We start from the raw sequence: 19,398 nt of genomic DNA on the forward strand, positions 1-19,398 counted from the left end.
TCGACAGGCTCGGCCCGAACGGGTGGAGAGTGGCGGGTCAGCCCCTCCCCTCAGTTGGCCGCTACCCAGGTGGCGACTTCGCCGGCGACCTGGTTCGCGGCCTGGCTCAGTGCCGGGCCGGCGCTGGTCGCATCGATCGTGGCGACGGGTACGCGCGCTTCGAAGCGGTGCTTTTCCACCGTGTCCTTGCCGGCGCGGGTCAGCGCGGCGTCATAGGTGACGATCGCTTCGCGGCTGGTCGCATCGAGGCCGAAACGGCGCAGCTCGCCGGCCAGCGTCGAGGAAGGATCGCCGATCGACTGGACGGTCGAGAGCACCACCAGCCCGCGCGCCGACACCGTGTCGGACAGCAGCCGCGCGAACAGGCGCGCGGGCGGTTCGGCCCATTGCGCATCCTTGACATAGGCGATCGTGGTGGGCGTCGCCTGCACCGGCACGCGCGCGCCCGCGATCGCGGTCGGGGTCGACGGGACCTGGATGGTGATCGAGCGTGCCTTGGCGGAATTCTGATCGGCACCGACCGCCGGCGCCGCGGTCGCCTCCAGCGTCAGCAGCGAGGGCGGCGGCTTGGCGCCGAAGCTGATGCAGGCGGCGAGCGGCAGGGCCGCAGCGACGATGAGAAGCTTCGTCTTCATGAGTCTCACTTGCCCTTATAGTCGGGGAGCTTCTGCTGGCCGATCAGCGAGCTGGCGCCGCCCTGATCGACCTTGTCGGCGATCGACGACAGCGCGGTCGCGGTGACGCGCAGGTCGCGGACCAGCCGGTTCGCCTCCGGGATCGTCTGCTTCGAGAAGGTCTGCAGCCCGGGGCGCGCATCCTGGATCGCGGCGTTGAGCGTTTCGGTGCTCTGCTGTGCCGAAGCGATCGTCTTGTTGAGGTTCTGCAGCGTCGGCTTGACGTCCTCGGCGAGCACGCCGTTGGTCGTGTCGGCGAGCTTGCCGATCGACTGCGCCGCGTCGCCCGCCTGCTGGATCGCGATCCGGGTCTGCGCCAGCGTCGCCGCGATCTCCGGCCCGCGGTCGGCGAGCGCGTCGGTCAGGCGGTTGGTATTGTCGAGGATGCCGGCGATCGATGCCTGGTTGCGATCCGTCAGCAGCCCGGTCAGCCGCTCGGTCAGCGTCGAGAGGCGTTCGAGCAGCTGCGGCGCGCTGTTGAGGATCGCGCCGATGCCGCCCTGCTTGGTCGGGATGACCGGCACGCCATAGGGGCATTGCGTCGCATCGGGGCGTTCCGGGCAGGCGATCGGCGGCGCACCCTTGCGCGCGCCGTCCAGCGCGACGGTGCTGGTGCCGGTGAAGCTGCCCTGAATGGTCGCGGTGGTGCCGAGCAGGATCGGCGTGTCGTTGTTGACCGTCACGCGGACGCGGACGAACTGCGGATCGGGCTTCCACAAGGCGATCGTCTTCACCTGACCCGTGGGCACGCCCGAATAGGTCACGGTCGAGCCCTTGGCCAAACCGTCGACGGATTGCTTGAAGAAGATGTCGTATTCGCGTTCGGTCTGGCCGCCGAGGCGAGCGATCCAGACGGTAAAGATCGCGAGCATGGCGAGCAGGATCAGCACGACCGCGCCGACGATCACATGGTTGGAACGGGTTTCCATCAGTCGGTCCTTGCCCCTTCGGCCGGTTCGGTCGCCGCGGCGGGACTTGCCGCGATCTGCTGGGATTTCACTTCGGTGGGATGTTGCGACGCGTCCGCGTGCGCTTCCTGCGTCGCGATCGCGGCACGCCCTCTCGGACCCTTGAAATATTCCTCGATCCACGGGTGGTCGAGCGCGAGAAGTTCGTCGATCGTGCCGACTGCGATCACCTTCTTGTCCGCCAGCACCGCCACGCGGTCGCAGATCGCGTAGAGCGTATCGAGATCGTGGGTGATGAGGAACACCGTCAGCCCGAGCGTTTTCTGCAGCGATTTGGTGAGGTCGTCGAACGCCGCCGCGCCGATCGGGTCGAGGCCGGCGGTCGGTTCGTCGAGGAACAACAGTTCGGGATCGAGCGCGAGCGCACGGGCGAGGCCGGCGCGCTTCTTCATGCCGCCCGACAGTTCGGCGGGGAATTTGGGGCCGGCATCGGGTTTGAGGCCGGTCATCACGACCTTGTACGCCGCGATCTCCGCCATCAGCGCCGGGTTCATGTCGCCGTAGAATTCGCGCAAGGGGACAGCCACGTTCTCGGCGACGGTCAGCGTCGAGAAGAGCGCGCCGCCCTGGAACAGCACGCCCCAGCGCTTGCGGATGTTGGTCGCCTCGGTCTCGTCGCGGCCGATCGTCGGTTCGCCGAAGACGGTGATGTCGCCCGCGACCGGCGTCTGCAGGCCGATGATCGAGCGCATCAGCACCGATTTGCCGGTGCCCGAGCCGCCGACGACGCCGAGAATCTCGCCGCGCCGCACGTCGAGGTCGAGACCGTCGTGGATGACCTGTTCGCCGAACGCGTTCTTCAGCCCCCGGACCTGGATGATATGTTCGTCGGCGTCGGCGTCGCGCGTGGTGGCCATCAGTTCCACCCCACCCAGGTGAAGAACACCGCGAAGAAGGCGTCGAGCACGATGACGAGGAAGATCGCCTGCACCACCGCCGACGTGGTGCGCAGCCCGACCTGTTCGGCGTCCGATTCGACCAGCATGCCCTGGAAACAGCCGGCGATCGCGATGATCGCGCCGAACACCGGCGCCTTGATGAGGCCGATATACAGGTCGGTGATCGGCACGACTTCACGGATGCGCTGGATGAACGTGACGGGCGGGATGTCGAGCGACACCCAGGCGAGCAGGCCACCACCGATGATCGCGATCAGCGACGAATAGAAGCCCAGGAGCGGCATCAGCAGCACCGCGGCGATCGTGCGCGGCAGCACCAGCGCCTCCATCGGCGAGACGCCGATCGTGCGCATCGCGTCGATCTCTTCGGTCAGCTTCATCGTGCCGAGCTGCGCCGCGAAGGCCGAGCCCGAGCGGCCGGCGACCATGATCGCGGTCATCAGCACGCCGAGTTCGCGCAAGGTCAGGCGACCGACGAGGTTGATCGTGAACACCTCCGCGCCGAATTGCCTGAGCTGGACCGCGCCCTGCTGCGCGATGACAATGCCGATCAGGAAGCTCATCAGCCCGACGATCGCCAGCGCCTGCACGCCGACCACCTCGAACCGATGCACCGTCGCATTGAAGCGGAAGCGGCTGGGGTGGCGGACGACGTTGACGAAGGCGATCGTCGTCGCACCGAGGAACCCGAGCAGGCCGTAGAGCGTGCGGAAGGTGATGACGACCGCGTCGCCGACCTCGCCGAGCACGCGGGTGAAGGCGCCTGCCGAGCGATCGGGCAGCGCGACCGGCTGGTCGGCGGCGACGACCGAATCGAGCAGATAGCGGCCGTCCTCGTCCAGCCCCTCGATCGGCGCATCGTGGCGGGTGGCAAGGCGGTGGACGACCCAGGCGCCGACGGTATCGATGCGGCCGACGTCGCTGAGGTCGATGCGCGTCACGGGGCCGGACAGCGTGTCGAGCCGGTCGGGCAGGGCCCCGAGCGTGCGCAACAGCAGGTCACCGGAGAAGCGCAGCGTTCCGCCGCCATCCTGCTGGAAATCCGGTGAGGCGCTCATCAGGGGCGCTTGTGCGACACCTTGCCGTAAACGGCAAGGCGTTTCCGACATGCGACGGCCGGGGGCTTCCGTTCAGCCTGCGTCACAACAGGACATCGACGGCGTGGATGACGAGCCCGACGAGGCCGCCGACCAGCGTGCCGTTGATGCGGATGTACTGGAGGTCGCGGCCGACCGCATTTTCCAGCCGGCTGGTGATCGTATGCGCGTCCCAGCCGCGCACCGTCTCCGACACCAGCCGGACGATGCCGTCGCCATAGTCCGCGGCGACGCCGACGATCGCGCGGCGGACGAAGCGGTTGATCGTGCGCGCGAGCCGCGGATCCTGCGTCAGCGTGCCGCCGAGCTGGCGCAGCACGTCGCCCAACTGCCCGGCCATCGCGCTTTCGGGATCGCGCGCGACGCGCAGCAGCGCGGCACGCGCCGATTCCCACAGGCCGTCGAGCCAACGCTGCATCGCCGGATTGGCGATCAGTTCGATCTTCATCGCCTCGACCTTGGCCTGCGTGGCGGGATCGAACTGCAGATCCCAGGCGAGGCGATCGAGCCCTTCCTCGGCCTTGAGGCGCAGCGGGTGCTGCGGATCGTCGGCCATGTCGGCGATGAGTTTGTCGAGGCCGGCGATCAGTTTGTCGGCCACCGTCTCGTCGAGGCCGGTCCAGCGCAGGATCGATCCGGCGCGCTGGTGCACCATCTCGCGGATGAGATGCTCGTTCGCGGCGAGCGCCTTCGCGCCCCAGCGGATCGCACCGTCGAGGAGGGGGGCGTGGCGCTGTTCGGCGAGCGCCGCCTTCATGACGCGGCCGAGGATCGGCGCGACCTCGGTCTCGCGCAGGCGCGCGGCGATGCCGGCCTTCACCATGCCGCCGAGCCGCTGAGGATCGAGGCCGTCGAGCACCTGTGCGACGAGTTTGGAGGCGCCCTGGCGGAAGCGGCCCCCGGCCCCCTCGGCGGGGTCGGTCAGCCAGCGGGCGAGCGCGCTGGCGACGTCGACGCGGCGCATGCGGCGGGCGATGACCGCGGGCTGGAGGAAGTTGGTGCGCAGGAAGACCGCGAGCGTGTCGCCGATCCGGTCCTTGTTGCGCGGCACGATCGCGGTGTGCGGGATCGGCAGCCCCAGCGGATGGCGGAAGAGCGCGGTGACCGCGAACCAGTCGGCGAGGCCGCCGACCATCGCCGCCTCGCCGAACGCCTGGACGAAGCCGAGCCAGGGATAGGCGGGGGCGTAATGGCGGCTGACGAGGAACACCGCCGCCATCGCGAGCAGCAGCCCGCCGGCGATCCGCCGCATGGCCACGAGCGCGGGCGGGGCCGCCTCGCCGGCGTGGGTGCGGGGGAACGGGTTCATCGGCGAGACAATCCGCGAGCGGCGGGAATGTTCATGTCGGGGTAACGAGGGGGTGCCCCGCCCCATCCTTCGTCAGTCCCCCGCAGGCGGGAATCCATACCGGCTGACGTGGCGGTGCCATCGCACGACTGGCGCCTATGGATCCCCGCCTTGAACCCCTGCAAAGTAGTACTTTGCAGGGATTCCTGCGCCGGGATGACGGAAGGGGGCTCACTCCGCCGGCTGCGACCCTGCGTCGCCGTGACCGAGGCGTCCCGGCACCGGGCCGAGCACCGGGTCGTTCGGCCCGGCGATGCCGACCACCGTGCTGCCGTCGTCGCCGGGGCGATAGGTGAGCAGGCGCCGGCCGAGGCGCGGGCCGACGTAGCGTTCGACGCCGACCGCGAGGCTGAACGCCGCGGGGACGATCACCAGCGTCAGCAGCGTTGACAGGATCAGGCCACCGATCACGACGATGCCCATCGGCGCGCGCCACGACCCGTCGCCCCCGAGCGACAGCGCCGTCGGGATCATGCCGGCGACCATCGCGACCGTCGTCATGACGATCGGCTGCGCACGCTTGTGGCCGGCATCGATGATCGCGGTGAGCGTGTCGACGCCCTTGTTCATCTCCTCCAGCGCGAAATCGATCAGCAGGATCGAATTCTTGGCGACGATGCCGAGCAGCATCAGGAGGCCGATGAAGACGGGGAGCGACAGCGGGTTGCCCGTCGCCCACAGCGCGATCAGCCCGCCCAGCGGCGCGAGCAACAGCGAGGCCATGTTGACGAACGGCGGCAGCGCCCGGCGATAGAGCAGCACGAGCACCGCGAAGACCAGGAACGTCCCCGACACCACCGCGACGACGAAGTTGGTCAGCATCTCCGCCTGGAACTTGGCCTGGCCGATCGTCATCCGGTTCACCCCGATCGGCAGGTTTTTCATGATCGGCAGCGCATTGATCTGCTCTTGCGCGACGCCGGACACGACGCCCCGCGCGAGGTCGGCGCCCACCGCGATGCGGCGCTGCTGATTGACGCGATCGATCTGCGTCGGGCCGCTGCCGAGGCTGATATCGGCGATCAGCGACAGCGGCACCGAACCGCCGGTCGCGGTCGAGACGGGCAGGTTCTGGATCGTCGACAGCTGGGTCCGCGCGCCCTGGTCGAGCGCGACGCGGATCGGCACCTGCCGGTCGGAAAGCGAGAAGCGGGCGGAATTCTGGTCGATATCGCCCAGCGTCGCGATGCGGATCGCGCTGGAGAGCGCCTGCGTCGTCACGCCGAGATTGGCGGCGAGGTCGAAGCGCGGCTTGATGACGATCTCGGGCCGCTGGAGGTTGCCCGAGATGCGCGGCTGGGTCAGCGTCGGCAGCGTCGCCATCTGGTCGACGAGCGTGTTCGCGGTCTTCTGCAGCAGTTCGGGGTCGTCGCCGCCGAGCACGATGGTCATGTCGCGGCCCGACGAACCCCAGCCGAACTGCGACCGGAAACCGACGCGCGCATCGGCGATCTTCGCCAGTTCGGGCGCGAGGTTGCGTTCGAATTCGGTGCTGGTGACCTTGCGGTCGTCGCGCAGCGTCACGGTGACGCGACCGGTGTTGACCGCACCGTTCGATCCGCTGCGCGCATAGACCGACGAAACCTCCGGCTGGCGGCGCAGCAGGTCGGCGACGCGCGTCACGACCGCATCGGTCTGCGCGAGGGTCGTGCCCGGCACCATCTCGATCGTCGCGGTCGAATCGTCGTTGTTCTGCGGCGGCTGGAACTGCATCGGGACGACGCCGAACATGACCAGCGTCAGCACGAACGACGCGAAGCCCAGCCCCATCACCCACATGCGGTGATCGCGCCAGCGGCTGGTGATGCGATGATAGCCGCCACGCGCGGCGCTCGCCTTCTGCCGCGTGCTGTCGAGCGTCCAGCGCAGCACCGCCATATAGGCGTCCATCAGCCTGCCCTCGCCATGTGCGGCATGGCCGAAGCTCTTGAGGAAATAGGCGGCGATCATCGGCGTGATGAGGCGCGCGACGGCAAGGCTCATCAGCACCGAGACGACGACGGTCAGGCCGAAATTCTGGAAATACTGGCCCGAGATGCCGGGCATCAGGCTGACCGGCATGAACACCGCGACGATCGACATGGTGGTGGCGAGCACGGCGAGGCCGATTTCGTCCGCCGCATCGATCGATGCCTGATAGGCGGATTTGCCCATCCGCATGTGCCGGACGATATTTTCGATCTCGACGATCGCGTCGTCGACCAGCACGCCCGCGACCAGGCTGAGGCCGAGCAGCGTCATCTGGTTGAGGTTGAAGCCGAGCAGTTCCATGAACCAGAAGGTCGGAATCGCCGACAGGGGAATCGCCAGCGCCGAGATCAGCGTCGCGCGCCAGTCGCGCAGGAACAGCAATACGACCAGCACTGCGAGCACCGCGCCCTCGATCATCGCATGGATCGCGGATTCATACTGCATTTCGGTGTATTTGACGCTGTTCGAGCGCAGGATGAAATGCACGCCGGGGTTGCGCTTCTCCAGCGCCGCCAGCTTCTTCACCGCCTCGTTGAAGACGCTGACGTCCGAGGCGCCCTTGGCGCGCTGGAAGTCGAAGCTGATCGCCTGGCGCCCGTCGATCGCGGCGCGGCTGCGCTGTTCGGCATAGAGGTCGCGCACCGTGGCGATATCGCCCAGCCGGATGGTGCGGCCGTTGCCGACGTTGATCTGCGTCTGCGCGAGGTCGTTGGCGTTGCGGGCGTTGCCGAGCACGCGCACCGACTGTTCCGACCCGGCGATCTCGGCACGGCCGCCGGCGGCGTTGAGGTTGACAAGCCGCAGCTGCGCGTTGACCTGGCTCGCGGTCAGACCCTGGCTCTGCAGGCGCAGCGGATCGAGGATCACGCGGATTTCGCGGCTGACGCCGCCGTTACGGTTGACCGCGGCCATCCCCGGCACCGACAGCAGCTCCTTGGTGACGGTGTTGTCGATGTACCAGCTGAGCTGTTCGACCGTCATGTCGCTGGCGACCGCCGAATAACTGGCGAGATCGTTGGAGGTCGTATCCTCGCGGAAGATCTGCGGTTCGAGGATGCCTTCGGGCAGGTTGCTGCGGATCTGCGCGATCTTGTCGCGGGTGTCGTTGACCGCGCGATCGATCGGCGTGCCGATCGCGAGCTGGACGACGGTGATCGACTGGCCCTCGGTCACGGTCGAGGTGATCTCGTCGATGCCCTGGAGCGAGCGGACCGCGGATTCGACGCGGTTGGTGACCTGGTTCTCCAGCTCGGTCGGTGCGGCGCCGGGCTGGCTGATGACGACGATGACGATCGGAAAATCGATGTCGGGATCGTTGTTGACGTCCATCCGCATGAAACTGACGATCCCCGCCAGCGTCAGCGCGATGAACAGCACGATCGGCGGAACCGGATTGCGGATCGCCCAGGCGGAGATGTTGCGAAAGCTCATGTCAGCTCGCCTTCTGCACGACCGGCTTCACCTTCTGGCCCGGCGCGAGGAACCCGCCGGCGGAGCGGACGACGCGCTCGGTGCCGTCGAGGCCCTGCATCACGGTGACGCCGGCGTCGGACACCTGGCCGACCTTGATATTGCGGCGTTCGACCTTGTCGTCCTTGCCGACGATATAGACGAAATTGCCCTTGTCGTCGCTCTGCAACGCCGAATCGGGGAGCAGCGGCGCGACCGCGGCGCCGCCGACGATCGTCGCGGAGGCGAAACCGCCCGGGCGCAGCGCGGGGTCGTAGGCCAGCGCGATGCGGGCGATGCCCTGTCGCGTCTGCGCGTCGATGACCGGCGACACCTGCCACACCTGGCCGGCGAAGCGGCGGTCGCTGCCGACCGGCGTCACCTGCGCGCGCGCGCCGGCGCGCAGCGCCGCGAGGTCGGATTCGGCGAGCTGCGCGCGCATCTCGATCTGCCCGCCCTGCGCCATGCGGAACAGCACGCCCGAGCCCGAACTGACGATCTGGCCCGGCTCGACGCCGCGCGTGAGGACGAGGCCGGCGGCGGGCGCACGGATGTCGAGGCGACCGTTGCGGGCCCGCGCCTCGCGCAGCCCCGCCGCGGCGACCTGCACGCGCGCCGCGGCGGCATCGCGGGTCGCGGCCTTGCGCTGCAAATCCGCCTTGGAGATGAAGCCGCGGTCGACGAGCTGTTGCGCGCGATCGAGCTCGGCTTGCGCGATCGTCTGGTCGGAGCGCGCGACGGCGACCTGCGCGGCGAGGCTTTGCGCGGTCTGCGTCTGTACCGACCGGTCGACGGTAGCGAGCACCTGCCCTGCGCCGACCCACTGGCCCGGCTCGACGAGGACGCGGGTAATCATCCCGCCCTCGCCCGCGACGCCGACCGGCATCTCGCGCCGTGCGGCGAGCGTGCCGGTGGCCGACAGCGTGCGGTCGACCGCCTTGCGGCCGGGGACGACGACGGTGACGGTCGGCATCTGTTCGGTCTTCTGCCCGGCGGCGGGATCGACCTTCTTGCGGCCGAACATCGCCCAGCTGACGAGGGCGAGCAGCGCGACGACGATCAGCACGATCACGATCTTGCGGCCGCGACCCGACGGCGCCGGCTCACCCGGCAACGCCAGCCGCTCCTCGTGACCGATCGAACCCTGATAGTCGTTCATGCCTGTCCCATCCCCGTGCCGGCCACCCGGTGGCCCTCGCATCACGTCGCTGTGTTATCTGAATATAGCACCGCGCTCAAGCCCCCGCTGGCGCAATGCGTCGGCCATGCCCGAAACGTGCGACCCACGCAACGTCGGGACCGGGGCCGGGCGCTCGTTCAGCTAAGGTTGACACACGCGCGGCCAAGTGGCGGGACGACAGCAGACGATGGGAGATCTGACATGCAATATTGGGCCGCCTTGGCGATGATCGCGGTGCCGTCCGCGGCGATGGCGCAGACCGTGCCGACGAGCGTGGAGCCGCTGGTGCCGGCGCAGGGCACGATCCTGGACGTGAGCGCGGAGGGGCGGACGACGCGCGTCCCCGACCTCGCGACGATCCGCGCCGGCGTGGTGTCGCAGGCGCCGACGGCGGCGGCCGCGCTCGCCGACAATGCGCAGCGGATGGCGCGGGTGATCGCGGCGCTGAAGCGCGCCGGGATCGCGCCGCGCGACATCGCTACCGCGAACGTCGCGCTCAGCCCGCAATATCGCTATACCGAGGGGCAGGCGCCGGCGATCACCGGTTATCAGGCGAACAACACGGTCAGCGTCCGCTTCCGCGACGTCGCCAAGGCGGGCAGCGTGCTCGACGCGCTGGTCGCGGAAGGCGCCAACCAGATCGACGGCCCCAATCTGTCGCTCGACAAGCCCGAGGCGGCGCTGGACGAGGCGCGCACCGATGCGGTCAGGCGCGCCCGCGCCCGCGCCGACCTGTACGCCGCGGCGGCGGGGATGAAGGTCGCGCGGGTGATCTCGATCGCGGAAGCCGGGCAGGACGACGGCGGATCGCCGATCCGGCCGCAGTTCATGGCGCGCGCGATGAAAGCGGATGCCGCGCCGACCGAGATCGCGCCGGGCGAGAAGGACGTCACCGTCACCCTGTCAGTACGCTTCCTCCTCCAGTAATGCGAAAAGGGCCGCCCGGTCGCCCGGACGGCCCTTTCGTTTCGCGTGACGAAGCGAACGTCGTGACTTAGCGGACGCTGCCGCGACGCACAAGATTCACGATCGCGAGCAGGATCACCGCACCGAGCAGCGACACCAGGAACGACGTGATGTTGAGCGGCTGGTTGTTGATCGAGCCGCCCGACAGGATCAGGCCGCCGATGAACGCGCCGACGATGCCGACGATGATGTTCAGGAAGATGCCCTGCTGCGCGTCGGTGCGCATGATGATGCTGGCGAGCCAGCCGATGACACCGCCGATGATAAGCCAAAGAATGATACCCATAAATCCCTCCGTTTACGCCCGGCGTGGGCTCTGACGGAAAGACTCACGAAGCCGGATAAATGTTCCGCACGCGTTTCGTTCGTTGCGCGCCGGTTCGTCGCAGGCCTTGTCCCGCGACGCCGGCGCGCGCCTCCTCAATATTTCTGCTGGCGTTCGTAGAGCGATTTGTAATGCTGGATGCGGGTGACGCGCAGGCCGGGCATCCCCGACCGGTCGATCGCGCGCTGCCAGCCGGCGAATTCCTCGACGGTCAGGCCGTAGCGGGCGCACACATCGTCGACCGACAGCAACCCGCCGTTGACCGCGGCGACCACCTCCGCCTTGCGGCGCACCACCCAGCGCGTCGTCGAGGGCGGCGGCAGGCTGTCCAGCGTCAGCGACTCGCCGAGCGGGCCGATGACTTTGGCGGGGCGGATTTTCTGGTTCTCGATCATTACTCAACCTCGATCGGGGCGGGGGGCCCCCTCTCAAAACGCGATACGGTCCCTTAGCGACACGGACTGAAGATCGCCTGAAACGCCACGGTAAACGGCGTCTTCATGCCTCTCCCCAGCGGGCGAGCAGCGCCGCGGTCGGCCCGTTGAAGGCGCCGTCGCGCGGTTGCAGCAGCCGCGACGGGCTGCCGATCCGGCCGAACTCGGCCTGCGCCACCGCCGTCGGCGACGCCGACTGCCGTGCCGCGATCCCGACCATCAGCACCGCCAGGTCGCCCGGAAGGCGGGTGACTTCCGTATTCCTGTCGAAGCCGGGAAAGCTGAGATCCAACGCTGCTACTCATGTCACTCTTGGGAGAGGCAGCTGTAGGCGCGGGGCGATGAAGGCGGGGTAAAGCGGACCGCAAGGTTGTGTGAACCTTCGTTACTTTGCGGTTCAGCGGCCAAGCGCGTATGGGGCCGGCGCATGGATGACGTGGATTTCCAGCTGGATGGCAACCTCGCGGCGAAGCGGATCGTGGTGGCGATGTCGGGCGGCGTCGACAGTTCGGTGGTCGCCGCGCTGGCGGCGCGCACCGGTGCCGAGACGATCGGCGTGACGCTGCAATTGTACGACCATGGCGAGGCGACGGGCCGCGCGGGCAGCTGCTGTGCGGGCCGCGATATCCGCGACGCGCGCGCGGTGTGCGACAGGCTGGGGATCGCGCATTACGTGTTCGATCACGAAAGCCGGTTCCGCGAAACGGTGGTCGATACCTTCGCCGACGCCTATCTCGCCGGGCAGACGCCGATCCCCTGCGTCCAGTGCAATACGGGGCCGAAGTTCACCGACCTGCTCAGCCTGGCGAAGGATCTGGGCGCCGATTGCCTCGCCACCGGCCATTACGTGCGCCGGGTGATCGGGCCGGCGGGGGCGGAGCTGCACCGCGGCGCCGATCCGGCGCGCGACCAGAGCTACTTCCTGTTCGCGACCACGCAGGCGCAGCTCGATTACCTGCGTTTCCCGCTGGGAGCCTTGCCCAAGGCGCGGGTGCGCGAAATCGCGGCAGAGCTGGGGCTCGGCGTCGCCGCCAAGCCCGACAGCCAGGATATCTGCTTCGTCCCCGACGGCGATTACGCCGGACTGGTGCGCAAGCTGCGCCCCGAGGCGGATACCGCGGGCGACATCGTCGACCTGGCGGGGCGGCGGCTCGGCAGCCATCGCGGCATCATCCATTTCACCGTCGGCCAGCGCCGCGGGCTGGAGATCGGCGGCAGCCCCGAGCCGCTGTACGTCGTGCGCGTCGATGCGGCGAGCCGGCAGGTGGTGGTCGGCCCGCGCGCGGCGCTGGCGGTCGGCGCGGCGCGGGTGACCGGCATGAACTGGATCGGCGGCGACCATGCCGGGCCGCTCGCCGTCAAGGTGCGATCGATGGCCAAGCCGGTGCCGGCGCGGCTGGAAGGCGACCGGGTGGCGTTCGACGCACCCGAATATGGCGTCGCGCCGGGGCAGGCGGCGGTGCTCTACGCGGGCGAACGCGTGCTCGGCGGCGGCTGGATCGCGGCGACCGAGCCGGCACTGGCCGGCGAGGCGGTGGCGGCGTGACCGTGTCGATCGAGGCGCTGCGGCTGGAGATGGAAGCCGCCGCCGCGGCGCTCGATTTCGAGACCGCGGGCCGGCTGCGCGACCGCATCAGCTTGCTGCGCGCCGGCGGCGACGACATGGATACCGCCGGGCTGGAGCGGCAACGGCCGGGCGCGATGGGGCTGGGGACGAGCCAGTCGCGGGTGGTCCCGCCCGAAGGCTGGGTGAAACCGGCGAAGCCCGATCCGATGACGAAGCGGCGGGGGCGGTAGGGAACACACCACGTTTTCTCGCAAAGGCGATGATCGATACGCGCCCGCGCGGGAATGGCGAAGGGTGGCAGGTCGGCCCTCTTACAAATCCGGCAACACCTGCTCCGCCATGCCCCATCCCGCCAGCGCCCGCGACGTCGCCCGCTGCAACAGCTCGTCCGCATCGCGCACGCTCCAGCGCGCCGCCGTGTCGATGTCGCGCAATTCGCTCCACGACACAGGCGCCGCCACCGGCGCGCCCGCCCGCGCCCGCGCCGAATAGGGCATGATCGCCGTGGCGCCCCGCTGGTTGCGCAGATAGTCGATGAAGATCCGCCCCTTGCGCTTCGTCTTGGTCGCCACCGCGACGAAGCGATCCGGCTCCGCCCCCGCCAGCGCACGCGCAAAGCGGTCGGCGAAGTCCTTGACCGCGGGCCATTCCGCCTGCGGCGTCAGCGGCACGACGACGTGCACGCCCTTGCCCCCCGACAGCAACGGAAAGCTGACCAGCCCCAGCTCGGCAAGCTGTGCGCTGACATGCTCCGCGGCGCGCTTGGTGTCGGCGAAGTCCAATCCCTCGTCGGGATCGAGGTCGATCACCAGCCGGTCGGGCTTTTCCAGCGGATCGATCCGCGATCCCCAGCCGTGGAATTCGATCGTCCCCATCTGCACGCAGGCGACGAGGCCATCGGCGTCGTCGACGTACAGATACGGTTCGACCGATCCGTCCTTCTCGCGCACGTCGACGTGGTGGACGTGGTCGCCGAAACTGCCCGCGTCGTGCTTCTGGAAGAAGCAGGCGCGCGCCCGACCCTGCGGACAGCGGACCAGGCTGATCGGCCGCCGCCCCGCCCAGGGCAGCATGATCGGCGCGAGCGCGGCATAATAATCGGCGAGCTCGCCCTTGGTGACGTCGCTGTCGGGGAAGACCAGCCGGTCGCGGCTGCTCACCATGACATGGATCGCGGGCGCGGCGGGCGCGGGTTCGGCGACCTCGGCGACGACCTCCGCCGCCGGCTTGTCGGCGCGCAGGCCGAGGAAGCTCGGGTGGCGCAGCACCTTGTCGGGCGTCACCTCGGTAAAGGCGATCTCCGCGACCAGCTCGGGTTCGATCCATTTCGCGCCGCGCACCATCGCGCGGTACGGCTTCAAGCCGGTGGCATCGACCGGCGGCGTCTTGACCGCGAGCTTCGCCATCCGTTCGGCGAGGTCGTCCATCACGCCTTGCGTGAAGCCGGTGCCGACCTTGCCTGCATAGCGCCAGCCGTCCCCCTCGCGTAAGCCCAGCAGCAGCGATTTGAACCCGCGTTTCTTGTCCGACGGCGTCCAGCCGATGACGACGAACTCCTGCCGCCGGATGCACTTGGCCTTGAGCCAAGACCGGTCGCGCTTGCCGGTGTAGGGCGCATCGGCGCGTTTCGAGACGACGCCCTCCAGCCCCTCGCGGCACATCGCGTCGAACAGGGCCTCGCCCGATCCCAGCACATGTTCGGCGAACTGGATACGCTCGCCGTTGGCGATGAGGGTGCGGAGGCGCTCCTTGCGCTCGATCGTGGGCAGGCCGGTCAGGTCCTCGCCGTCCACCGCGAGCAGATCGAATGCGAACAGCGTCATCGCCCCGCCCTCCGAAATCGCGTCCTTGAGCGTCGAGAAATCGGGCCTCCCGTCCTTGAACGCGACGATCTCGCCGTCGATCAGCGCGGATCGCACCGACAATGCGGCGGCGGCCTCGGCGATCCGTCCGAACTTGTCAGTCCAGTCGAGCCCGCTGCGGGTGAAGACCTTCGCCGTACCCCCGCCGACCGCGACGAGCGCACGATAACCGTCGTATTTGACCTCGTGCAGCCAGCCGGAGCCTGCCGGTACACTATCGACCAAAGTGCAGAGCTGCGGGTCGCGAAAGACAGGCGAATCCTCCCCGGCACGGGGAGGGGGACCAGCGAAGCTGGTGGAGGGGGGCTTCCGCAAAGTGGATCGCTTGCGGCGCGCCCCCTCCACCCCGGCGCTGGCGCGCCGCGGTCCCCCTCCCCGTGCCGGGGAGAATTTTGGTTTGGCACCCTCCGCGATCTCCACCATCGTCCGGCCGGTGGCGACGCTGGTCAGCGCCTCCTCGACCAAAGTATCCGTGCCCCCCGCATAGGCGTCGTCGATCTTGCGCAGCAGCCAGTTCTCGCGCTTCTCCTTCGCGCGCGGTTTCAGCCGGATCAGCAGCCATTCCCCCTTCATCCGCTCGCCGTCGAGCGTGAAGTGGAGGTGACCCTTGTCGAGATCCTTCGCCGACTTGCCTGCGATCGGCGCCCAGGTGCCGCGGTCCCACAGCATCACGGTGCCGCCGCCATATTCGCCCTTGGGGATCGTCCCCTCGAACGTCGCATAGGACAAGGGATGATCCTCTGTGCGCACCGCGAGGCGCTTCTCGTCGGGGTCGAGGCTGGGGCCGCGCGTCACCGCCCAGCTCTTGAGCACGCCGTCGAGTTCGAGGCGGAAGTCCCAGTGCAGCCGCGTCGCGTCGTGCTTCTGCACCATGAAGCTGTTGCCGTGACCGGGGGCGAGCGTCCCCGCGGGTTCGGCGGTCTTGGTGAAGTCGCGCTTGGCATTATAGCGGTCGAGCGGATCGGTCCCGGCCATGTCAGCGGCCCCCATCCGTCATCCCAGCGCAAGCTGGGATCTTGGCGTGGGGATCCGCGCCCCTGCCGCATGAGACCCCAGCGTGCGCTGGGGTGACGGTTGGGGGCGGGGGTGTCATGCCCGCTTCTTCGCCGCCGGCTTGCGGGGGGCGGCAGTCTTGGCGGGCGCCTTCTTCGCCGGGGCCTTCTTCGCAGGCGCCTTCGCCGGCGCGCCACCCGATTTCTCCATCGACTTCTTGAGCGCCGCCATCAGGTCGACGACGTTGCTCCCCGACTTGCCGCCGCCGTCGTCCTTCTCCTCGATCACCTTGCCCCCCTTCGCCTTGCGCTTGCGCTCGACCAAGTCCTTCAACGCATCGACGTAGCGGTCGTGGAATTCCTGCGGGTCGAAGCGGCCGCTTTTCTTGGCGATCAGCGCCTCGGCGAGGTCGAGCAGGTCGTCGTCGGGCTTCTGATCGGGGATTTCGCGGAAATAGCCCTGCGCCTTGTTGACCTCGTCGGCGTAGCGCAGCGTTTCGAGCACCATGCCGCGCCCGCACGGCTTCAGGCTGACGACATATTCGCGCCCCCGCATCGCGAGCTGGCCTAGCCCGACTTTCTTCGTCCGCCGCAGCGCCTCGCGCAGCACGATGAACGCCTCTTCGGCGAGGTCGTCGGCGGGGACGACGAAATAGGGCTTTTCGTAATATAGCACATCGATCTCGTGCGCGTCGACGAACTGGGTCAGCTCCAGCGTCTTCTTCGATTCGAGCTTCACCGCGTCGATCTCGTCCTGCTCCAGCAGCACGAACTCGCCCTTCGACACCTCGTACCCCTTCATGATCTCGTCGGTATCGACCGGCCCCACGCCGGTGACGACCTTCTCGTAATGGATCGGTTTGCCGCTGGGTTCGTGGATCTGCTTGAAGCTGACCGCCGCGCCGCTTTTGGTCGCCGAATAGATTTCGACCGGGATCGACACGAGGGCGAGGCGGATCTGTCCTTGCCAATAGGCGCGTGCGGGCATGTGCGAGTGTCTTTCCGTTGCGGAAGCGATTCAATTCATGGGGGAAAGAGTCGTTCCGCGCGCAGTCCTCCCCGTCACGGGGAGGGGGACCGTTCGCGCAGCGAATGGTGGAGGGGGGCTTCCGCGAGCGGATCGTTGGAGGAAGCCCCCTCCGTCACCGCTGCGCGGCGCCACCTCCCCGTACCGGGGAGGATTTTTACTTGGGTCCAACATGCGCTACAGCGCCGCGCATGGCCGACGATCCCTTCGCGCTGTTCGATGCCTGGTACGCCGAAGCCAGGACGAGCGAACTCAACGATCCCAATGCGATGGCGCTCGCCACCGTCGATGCCGCGGGACAGCCGTCGGTGCGGATGGTGCTGCTGAAGGGCCATGGCCCCGACGGCTTCGTCTTCTACACTAACCGCGAGGGCCGCAAGGCCGCCGACCTCGCCGCCGTGCCCAAGGCGGCGCTGCTGTTCCACTGGAAGTCGCTGCGCCGGCAGATTCGCATCGAGGGGCCTGTGAGCCTCGCCTCAGACGCCGAATCCGACGCCTATTTCGCCAGCCGCGGTCGCGATTCGCAGCTCGGCGCTTGGGCGTCCGACCAGTCGCGCCCCCTCGCGGATCGCGAGACGTTCGAAGCGCGGTTCGACGCGGCCAGGGCGCGGTTCGAGGGGCGCGACGTCCACCGGCCGCCGCATTGGGGCGGCTATCGCGTCACGCCCGAGCGAATCGAATTCTGGCAGGACCGCGCCCACCGCCTGCACGAACGCCGCCTGTTCACCCGGACGCACGACGGCTGGGACGAAGGGCTGCTGTTCCCATGACCCGCGACGAACAGCGCCGGTTCCTGCCGCTGGCGACGCGCGCCGCGCTCGCCAGTGTGGCGATGGCGTGCTTCCTGCTCGCCTTGAAGGGCTTCGCGGCGTGGCGGAGCGGATCGGTGGCGATGCTCGGCAGCCTCGCCGATACCGCGCTCGACCTGCTTGCCAGCCTCGTCACGCTGTATGGCGTGCGGCTCGCCGCGACGCCCGCCGATCACGACCACCGCTTCGGCCATGGCAAGGCGGAGGCGCTCGCGGCCTTGTTCCAGGTCGCGCTCATCACCGCGTCGGCGGGCGGCATCGCCTGGCGCGCGATCGCCGCGCTGGGCGAGAACGGCCCGACCGCCGACGCCGATTTCGGCATCCTCGTCTCGGTCATCGCGATCGCCGCCACCGCGGTCCTGCTCTGGTATCAGCGCACGATCATCCGCCAGACCGGATCGGTCGCGATCATGGCGGACAACGTCCATTACCAGTCCGACGTGCTGCTCAACGGATCGGTGATCGTCGCGCTGGTGCTCGACCAGTATCTCGGCTGGCACAAGGCCGATCCGATCCTCGGCATCGCCATCGCGCTGTGGCTGGCGTGGGGCGCGTTCCAGGCATCGTCGAACGCGATCGACCAGCTGATGGACAAGGAATGGCCCGAGGATCAGCGTGCCGCCTTCCTCGACGTCGCCGCGCGGCAGCCGGGGTTGAAGGGCATCCACGATTTCCGCACGCGCCGCTCGGGCAGCCACGATTTCGCGCAATTTCACATGGAGGTCGACCGCAACCTCACCGTCCACGACGCGCACGAGATCGTCGAGGCGGTCGAGCGCGACCTGCGCCGGACCTTCCCCAAGGTCGAGGTGCTGATCCACCTCGATCCCGAAGGCCATGTCGACACCGACAATCCGCTGGTCGAGGCGGACGTGACGCCGCACTGGTTCGGCAAGAGAGTGAGCTATTGATGCGCATCCCGTTCAGCCAGATCGACGCCTTCGCCACCACGCCCTTCACCGGTAATCCGGCGGCGGTGATGCCGCTGTCCGCGTGGCTGCCCGACGACGTGCTGCAGCGAATCGCCGCGGAGAACAACCTGTCGGAAACCGCCTTCCTGCTGCCCGATGCGACCGGCGAGGCGGATTTCGAGCTGCGCTGGTTCACCCCCGACCACGAGGTCCGGCTATGCGGCCATGCGACGCTGGCGAGCGGCCATTTCGTGCTGTCGTCGGGCAGCGACGCCTCGCAGGTCCGCTTCCGCACCCGCCGCGCCGGCGTGCTGACCGTGACGCGCGACGGCAGCGGCTATGCGCTGGCGCTGCCCGCCTGGAAGCCCGATCCCAAGCCGCTGCCGCAGGTGGTCGCCGCGCTCGGCGTCACCGATGTGGTGGAGACGCTGTGGCGCGAGGGTGGCTATGGCGTGATCGTCCTCGGATCCGAAGCCGCGGTTCGCGCGGTGCAGCCCGATTTGCGCGCGCTGGCGAAGACGGGCGATCACCAGGCGATCGTCACCGCGCGCGGCGACACGGCGCAGGTGGTCACCCGCATGTTCGCCCCCGGCGCGGGGGTGGACGAGGACCCCGTGACCGGATCGGCGCATGCGGTGATCGTCCCCTATTGGGCGGAAAAGCTCGGCACCGACCGCTTCACCGCCTTTCAGGCGAGCCGCCGCGGCGGGGCGCTGACCTGTACGCTGGAGGGGAATCGCGTGGTCCTTGGCGGTGGCTGCGTCACGGTGATCGAAGGCACGTTCCTGCTGCCCTGACACCTCCGGCTCGTTCGCCATCCTCGCAGAGGCGAGGATGGCGAAGAGTAAGGGTTTGAATCGGCCCTTCCCCGCTTCCGCCCAATTTGTGTTGCTTCGCAGCACGCAAGCGTAGACGGTGC

The 19,398-nt window shown here is 68.6% G+C and carries 18 protein-coding genes; 6 read left to right on the forward strand and 12 right to left on the reverse strand.

Annotated elements, in window-relative coordinates; translation table 11 throughout:
* Nucleotides 1-50: 50 nt before the first annotated feature.
* The 7 genes from M9979_RS05500 to M9979_RS05530 form a co-directional block, all read right to left on the reverse strand.
* Nucleotides 51-635: an ABC-type transport auxiliary lipoprotein family protein gene (locus tag M9979_RS05500; protein ID WP_254288337.1), complete on the reverse strand. Its 585-nt coding sequence runs from the start codon at nt 633-635 to the stop codon at nt 51-53.
* A gap of 5 nt (nt 636-640) precedes the next feature.
* Nucleotides 641-1,603 (reverse strand): MlaD family protein, encoded by a 963-nt coding sequence (locus M9979_RS05505; RefSeq protein ID WP_254288338.1) that lies wholly within the window; start codon nt 1,601-1,603, stop codon nt 641-643.
* On the reverse strand, nt 1,603-2,499 hold the full coding sequence (locus M9979_RS05510; RefSeq protein ID WP_254288339.1) for an ABC transporter ATP-binding protein: 897 nt from the start codon (nt 2,497-2,499) through the stop codon (nt 1,603-1,605). Before M9979_RS05510 ends, M9979_RS05505 begins: the two co-directional genes overlap by 1 nt.
* Complete coding sequence (locus M9979_RS05515; protein ID WP_254288340.1) at nt 2,499-3,599, reverse strand: ABC transporter permease; 1,101 nt, start codon at nt 3,597-3,599, stop codon at nt 2,499-2,501. Before M9979_RS05515 ends, M9979_RS05510 begins: the two co-directional genes overlap by 1 nt.
* A gap of 82 nt (nt 3,600-3,681) precedes the next feature.
* Nucleotides 3,682-4,947 (reverse strand): DUF445 domain-containing protein, encoded by a 1,266-nt coding sequence (locus M9979_RS05520; RefSeq protein ID WP_254288341.1) that lies wholly within the window; start codon nt 4,945-4,947, stop codon nt 3,682-3,684.
* Nucleotides 4,948-5,157: 210 nt separating this feature from the next.
* A complete protein-coding gene (locus tag M9979_RS05525; RefSeq protein WP_254288342.1) occupies nt 5,158-8,388 on the reverse strand; it encodes an efflux RND transporter permease subunit in 3,231 nt (1,076 codons plus the stop codon).
* 1 nt (nt 8,389) lies between these two features.
* Nucleotides 8,390-9,565: an efflux RND transporter periplasmic adaptor subunit gene (locus tag M9979_RS05530; protein ID WP_254288343.1), complete on the reverse strand. Its 1,176-nt coding sequence runs from the start codon at nt 9,563-9,565 to the stop codon at nt 8,390-8,392.
* Nucleotides 9,566-9,787: 222 nt separating this feature from the next.
* On the opposite strand from M9979_RS05530, the gene M9979_RS05535 reads away from it, so the two are divergent.
* Nucleotides 9,788-10,513, forward strand: coding sequence for an SIMPL domain-containing protein (locus M9979_RS05535; RefSeq protein WP_254288344.1), 726 nt, complete (start codon nt 9,788-9,790; stop codon nt 10,511-10,513).
* Nucleotides 10,514-10,580: 67 nt separating this feature from the next.
* Here the strand turns inward: M9979_RS05535 and M9979_RS05540 are convergent, their stop codons facing one another.
* The 3 genes from M9979_RS05540 to M9979_RS05550 all read right to left on the reverse strand — a co-directional run bounded on the left by M9979_RS05540 (nt 10,581) and on the right by M9979_RS05550 (nt 11,603).
* The gene (locus tag M9979_RS05540) at nt 10,581-10,838 is read right to left on the reverse strand and encodes a GlsB/YeaQ/YmgE family stress response membrane protein (protein WP_254288345.1); all 258 of its coding nucleotides are present in this window, start codon (nt 10,836-10,838) and stop codon (nt 10,581-10,583) included.
* 134 nt (nt 10,839-10,972) lie between these two features.
* Nucleotides 10,973-11,272 (reverse strand): CtrA inhibitor SciP, encoded by a 300-nt coding sequence (gene sciP, locus M9979_RS05545; protein WP_254288346.1) that lies wholly within the window; start codon nt 11,270-11,272, stop codon nt 10,973-10,975.
* A 103-nt stretch (nt 11,273-11,375) separates the two neighbouring features.
* Nucleotides 11,376-11,603, reverse strand: a complete 228-nt coding sequence (locus M9979_RS05550; protein ID WP_254288347.1) for a hypothetical protein — start codon at nt 11,601-11,603, stop codon at nt 11,376-11,378.
* A 135-nt stretch (nt 11,604-11,738) separates the two neighbouring features.
* On the opposite strand from M9979_RS05550, the gene mnmA reads away from it, so the two are divergent.
* Entirely contained in the window at nt 11,739-12,857 is a 1,119-nt protein-coding gene (mnmA, locus tag M9979_RS05555; protein ID WP_254288348.1) for a tRNA 2-thiouridine(34) synthase MnmA, read from the forward strand.
* Nucleotides 12,854-13,108: a UvrB/UvrC motif-containing protein gene (locus M9979_RS05560; protein ID WP_340689046.1), complete on the forward strand. Its 255-nt coding sequence runs from the start codon at nt 12,854-12,856 to the stop codon at nt 13,106-13,108. Before mnmA ends, M9979_RS05560 begins: the two co-directional genes overlap by 4 nt.
* Nucleotides 13,109-13,189: 81 nt before the next feature.
* Here the strand turns inward: M9979_RS05560 and ligD are convergent, their stop codons facing one another.
* Nucleotides 13,190-15,715 carry a DNA ligase D gene (gene ligD, locus M9979_RS05565; protein ID WP_254288349.1) on the reverse strand — a complete coding sequence of 842 codons (2,526 nt, stop codon included), beginning with the start codon at nt 15,713-15,715 and terminating at the stop codon, nt 13,190-13,192.
* A gap of 114 nt (nt 15,716-15,829) precedes the next feature.
* Entirely contained in the window at nt 15,830-16,720 is an 891-nt protein-coding gene (ku, locus tag M9979_RS05570) for a non-homologous end joining protein Ku (protein WP_254288350.1), read from the reverse strand.
* A 230-nt stretch (nt 16,721-16,950) separates the two neighbouring features.
* Here ku and pdxH point away from each other — a divergent pair, with 230 nt between their 5' ends.
* Genes pdxH through M9979_RS05585 form a run of 3 tightly spaced genes read left to right on the forward strand, consistent with a single transcriptional unit; the run spans nt 16,951 to nt 19,276 of the window.
* A complete protein-coding gene (gene pdxH / locus M9979_RS05575; RefSeq protein WP_254288351.1) occupies nt 16,951-17,529 on the forward strand; it encodes a pyridoxamine 5'-phosphate oxidase in 579 nt (192 codons plus the stop codon).
* Complete coding sequence (locus M9979_RS05580; RefSeq protein WP_254288352.1) at nt 17,526-18,479, forward strand: cation diffusion facilitator family transporter; 954 nt, start codon at nt 17,526-17,528, stop codon at nt 18,477-18,479. Before pdxH ends, M9979_RS05580 begins: the two co-directional genes overlap by 4 nt.
* Nucleotides 18,479-19,276 (forward strand): PhzF family phenazine biosynthesis protein, encoded by a 798-nt coding sequence (locus tag M9979_RS05585; RefSeq protein ID WP_254288353.1) that lies wholly within the window; start codon nt 18,479-18,481, stop codon nt 19,274-19,276. The genes M9979_RS05580 and M9979_RS05585 overlap by 1 nt, the downstream gene beginning before the upstream one ends.
* The last annotated feature ends 122 nt before the right edge of the window (nt 19,277-19,398 follow it).

The organism is Sphingomonas liriopis (assembly GCF_024211255.1).
GTDB classification, from domain to species: Bacteria; Pseudomonadota; Alphaproteobacteria; order Sphingomonadales; family Sphingomonadaceae; genus Sphingomonas; species Sphingomonas liriopis.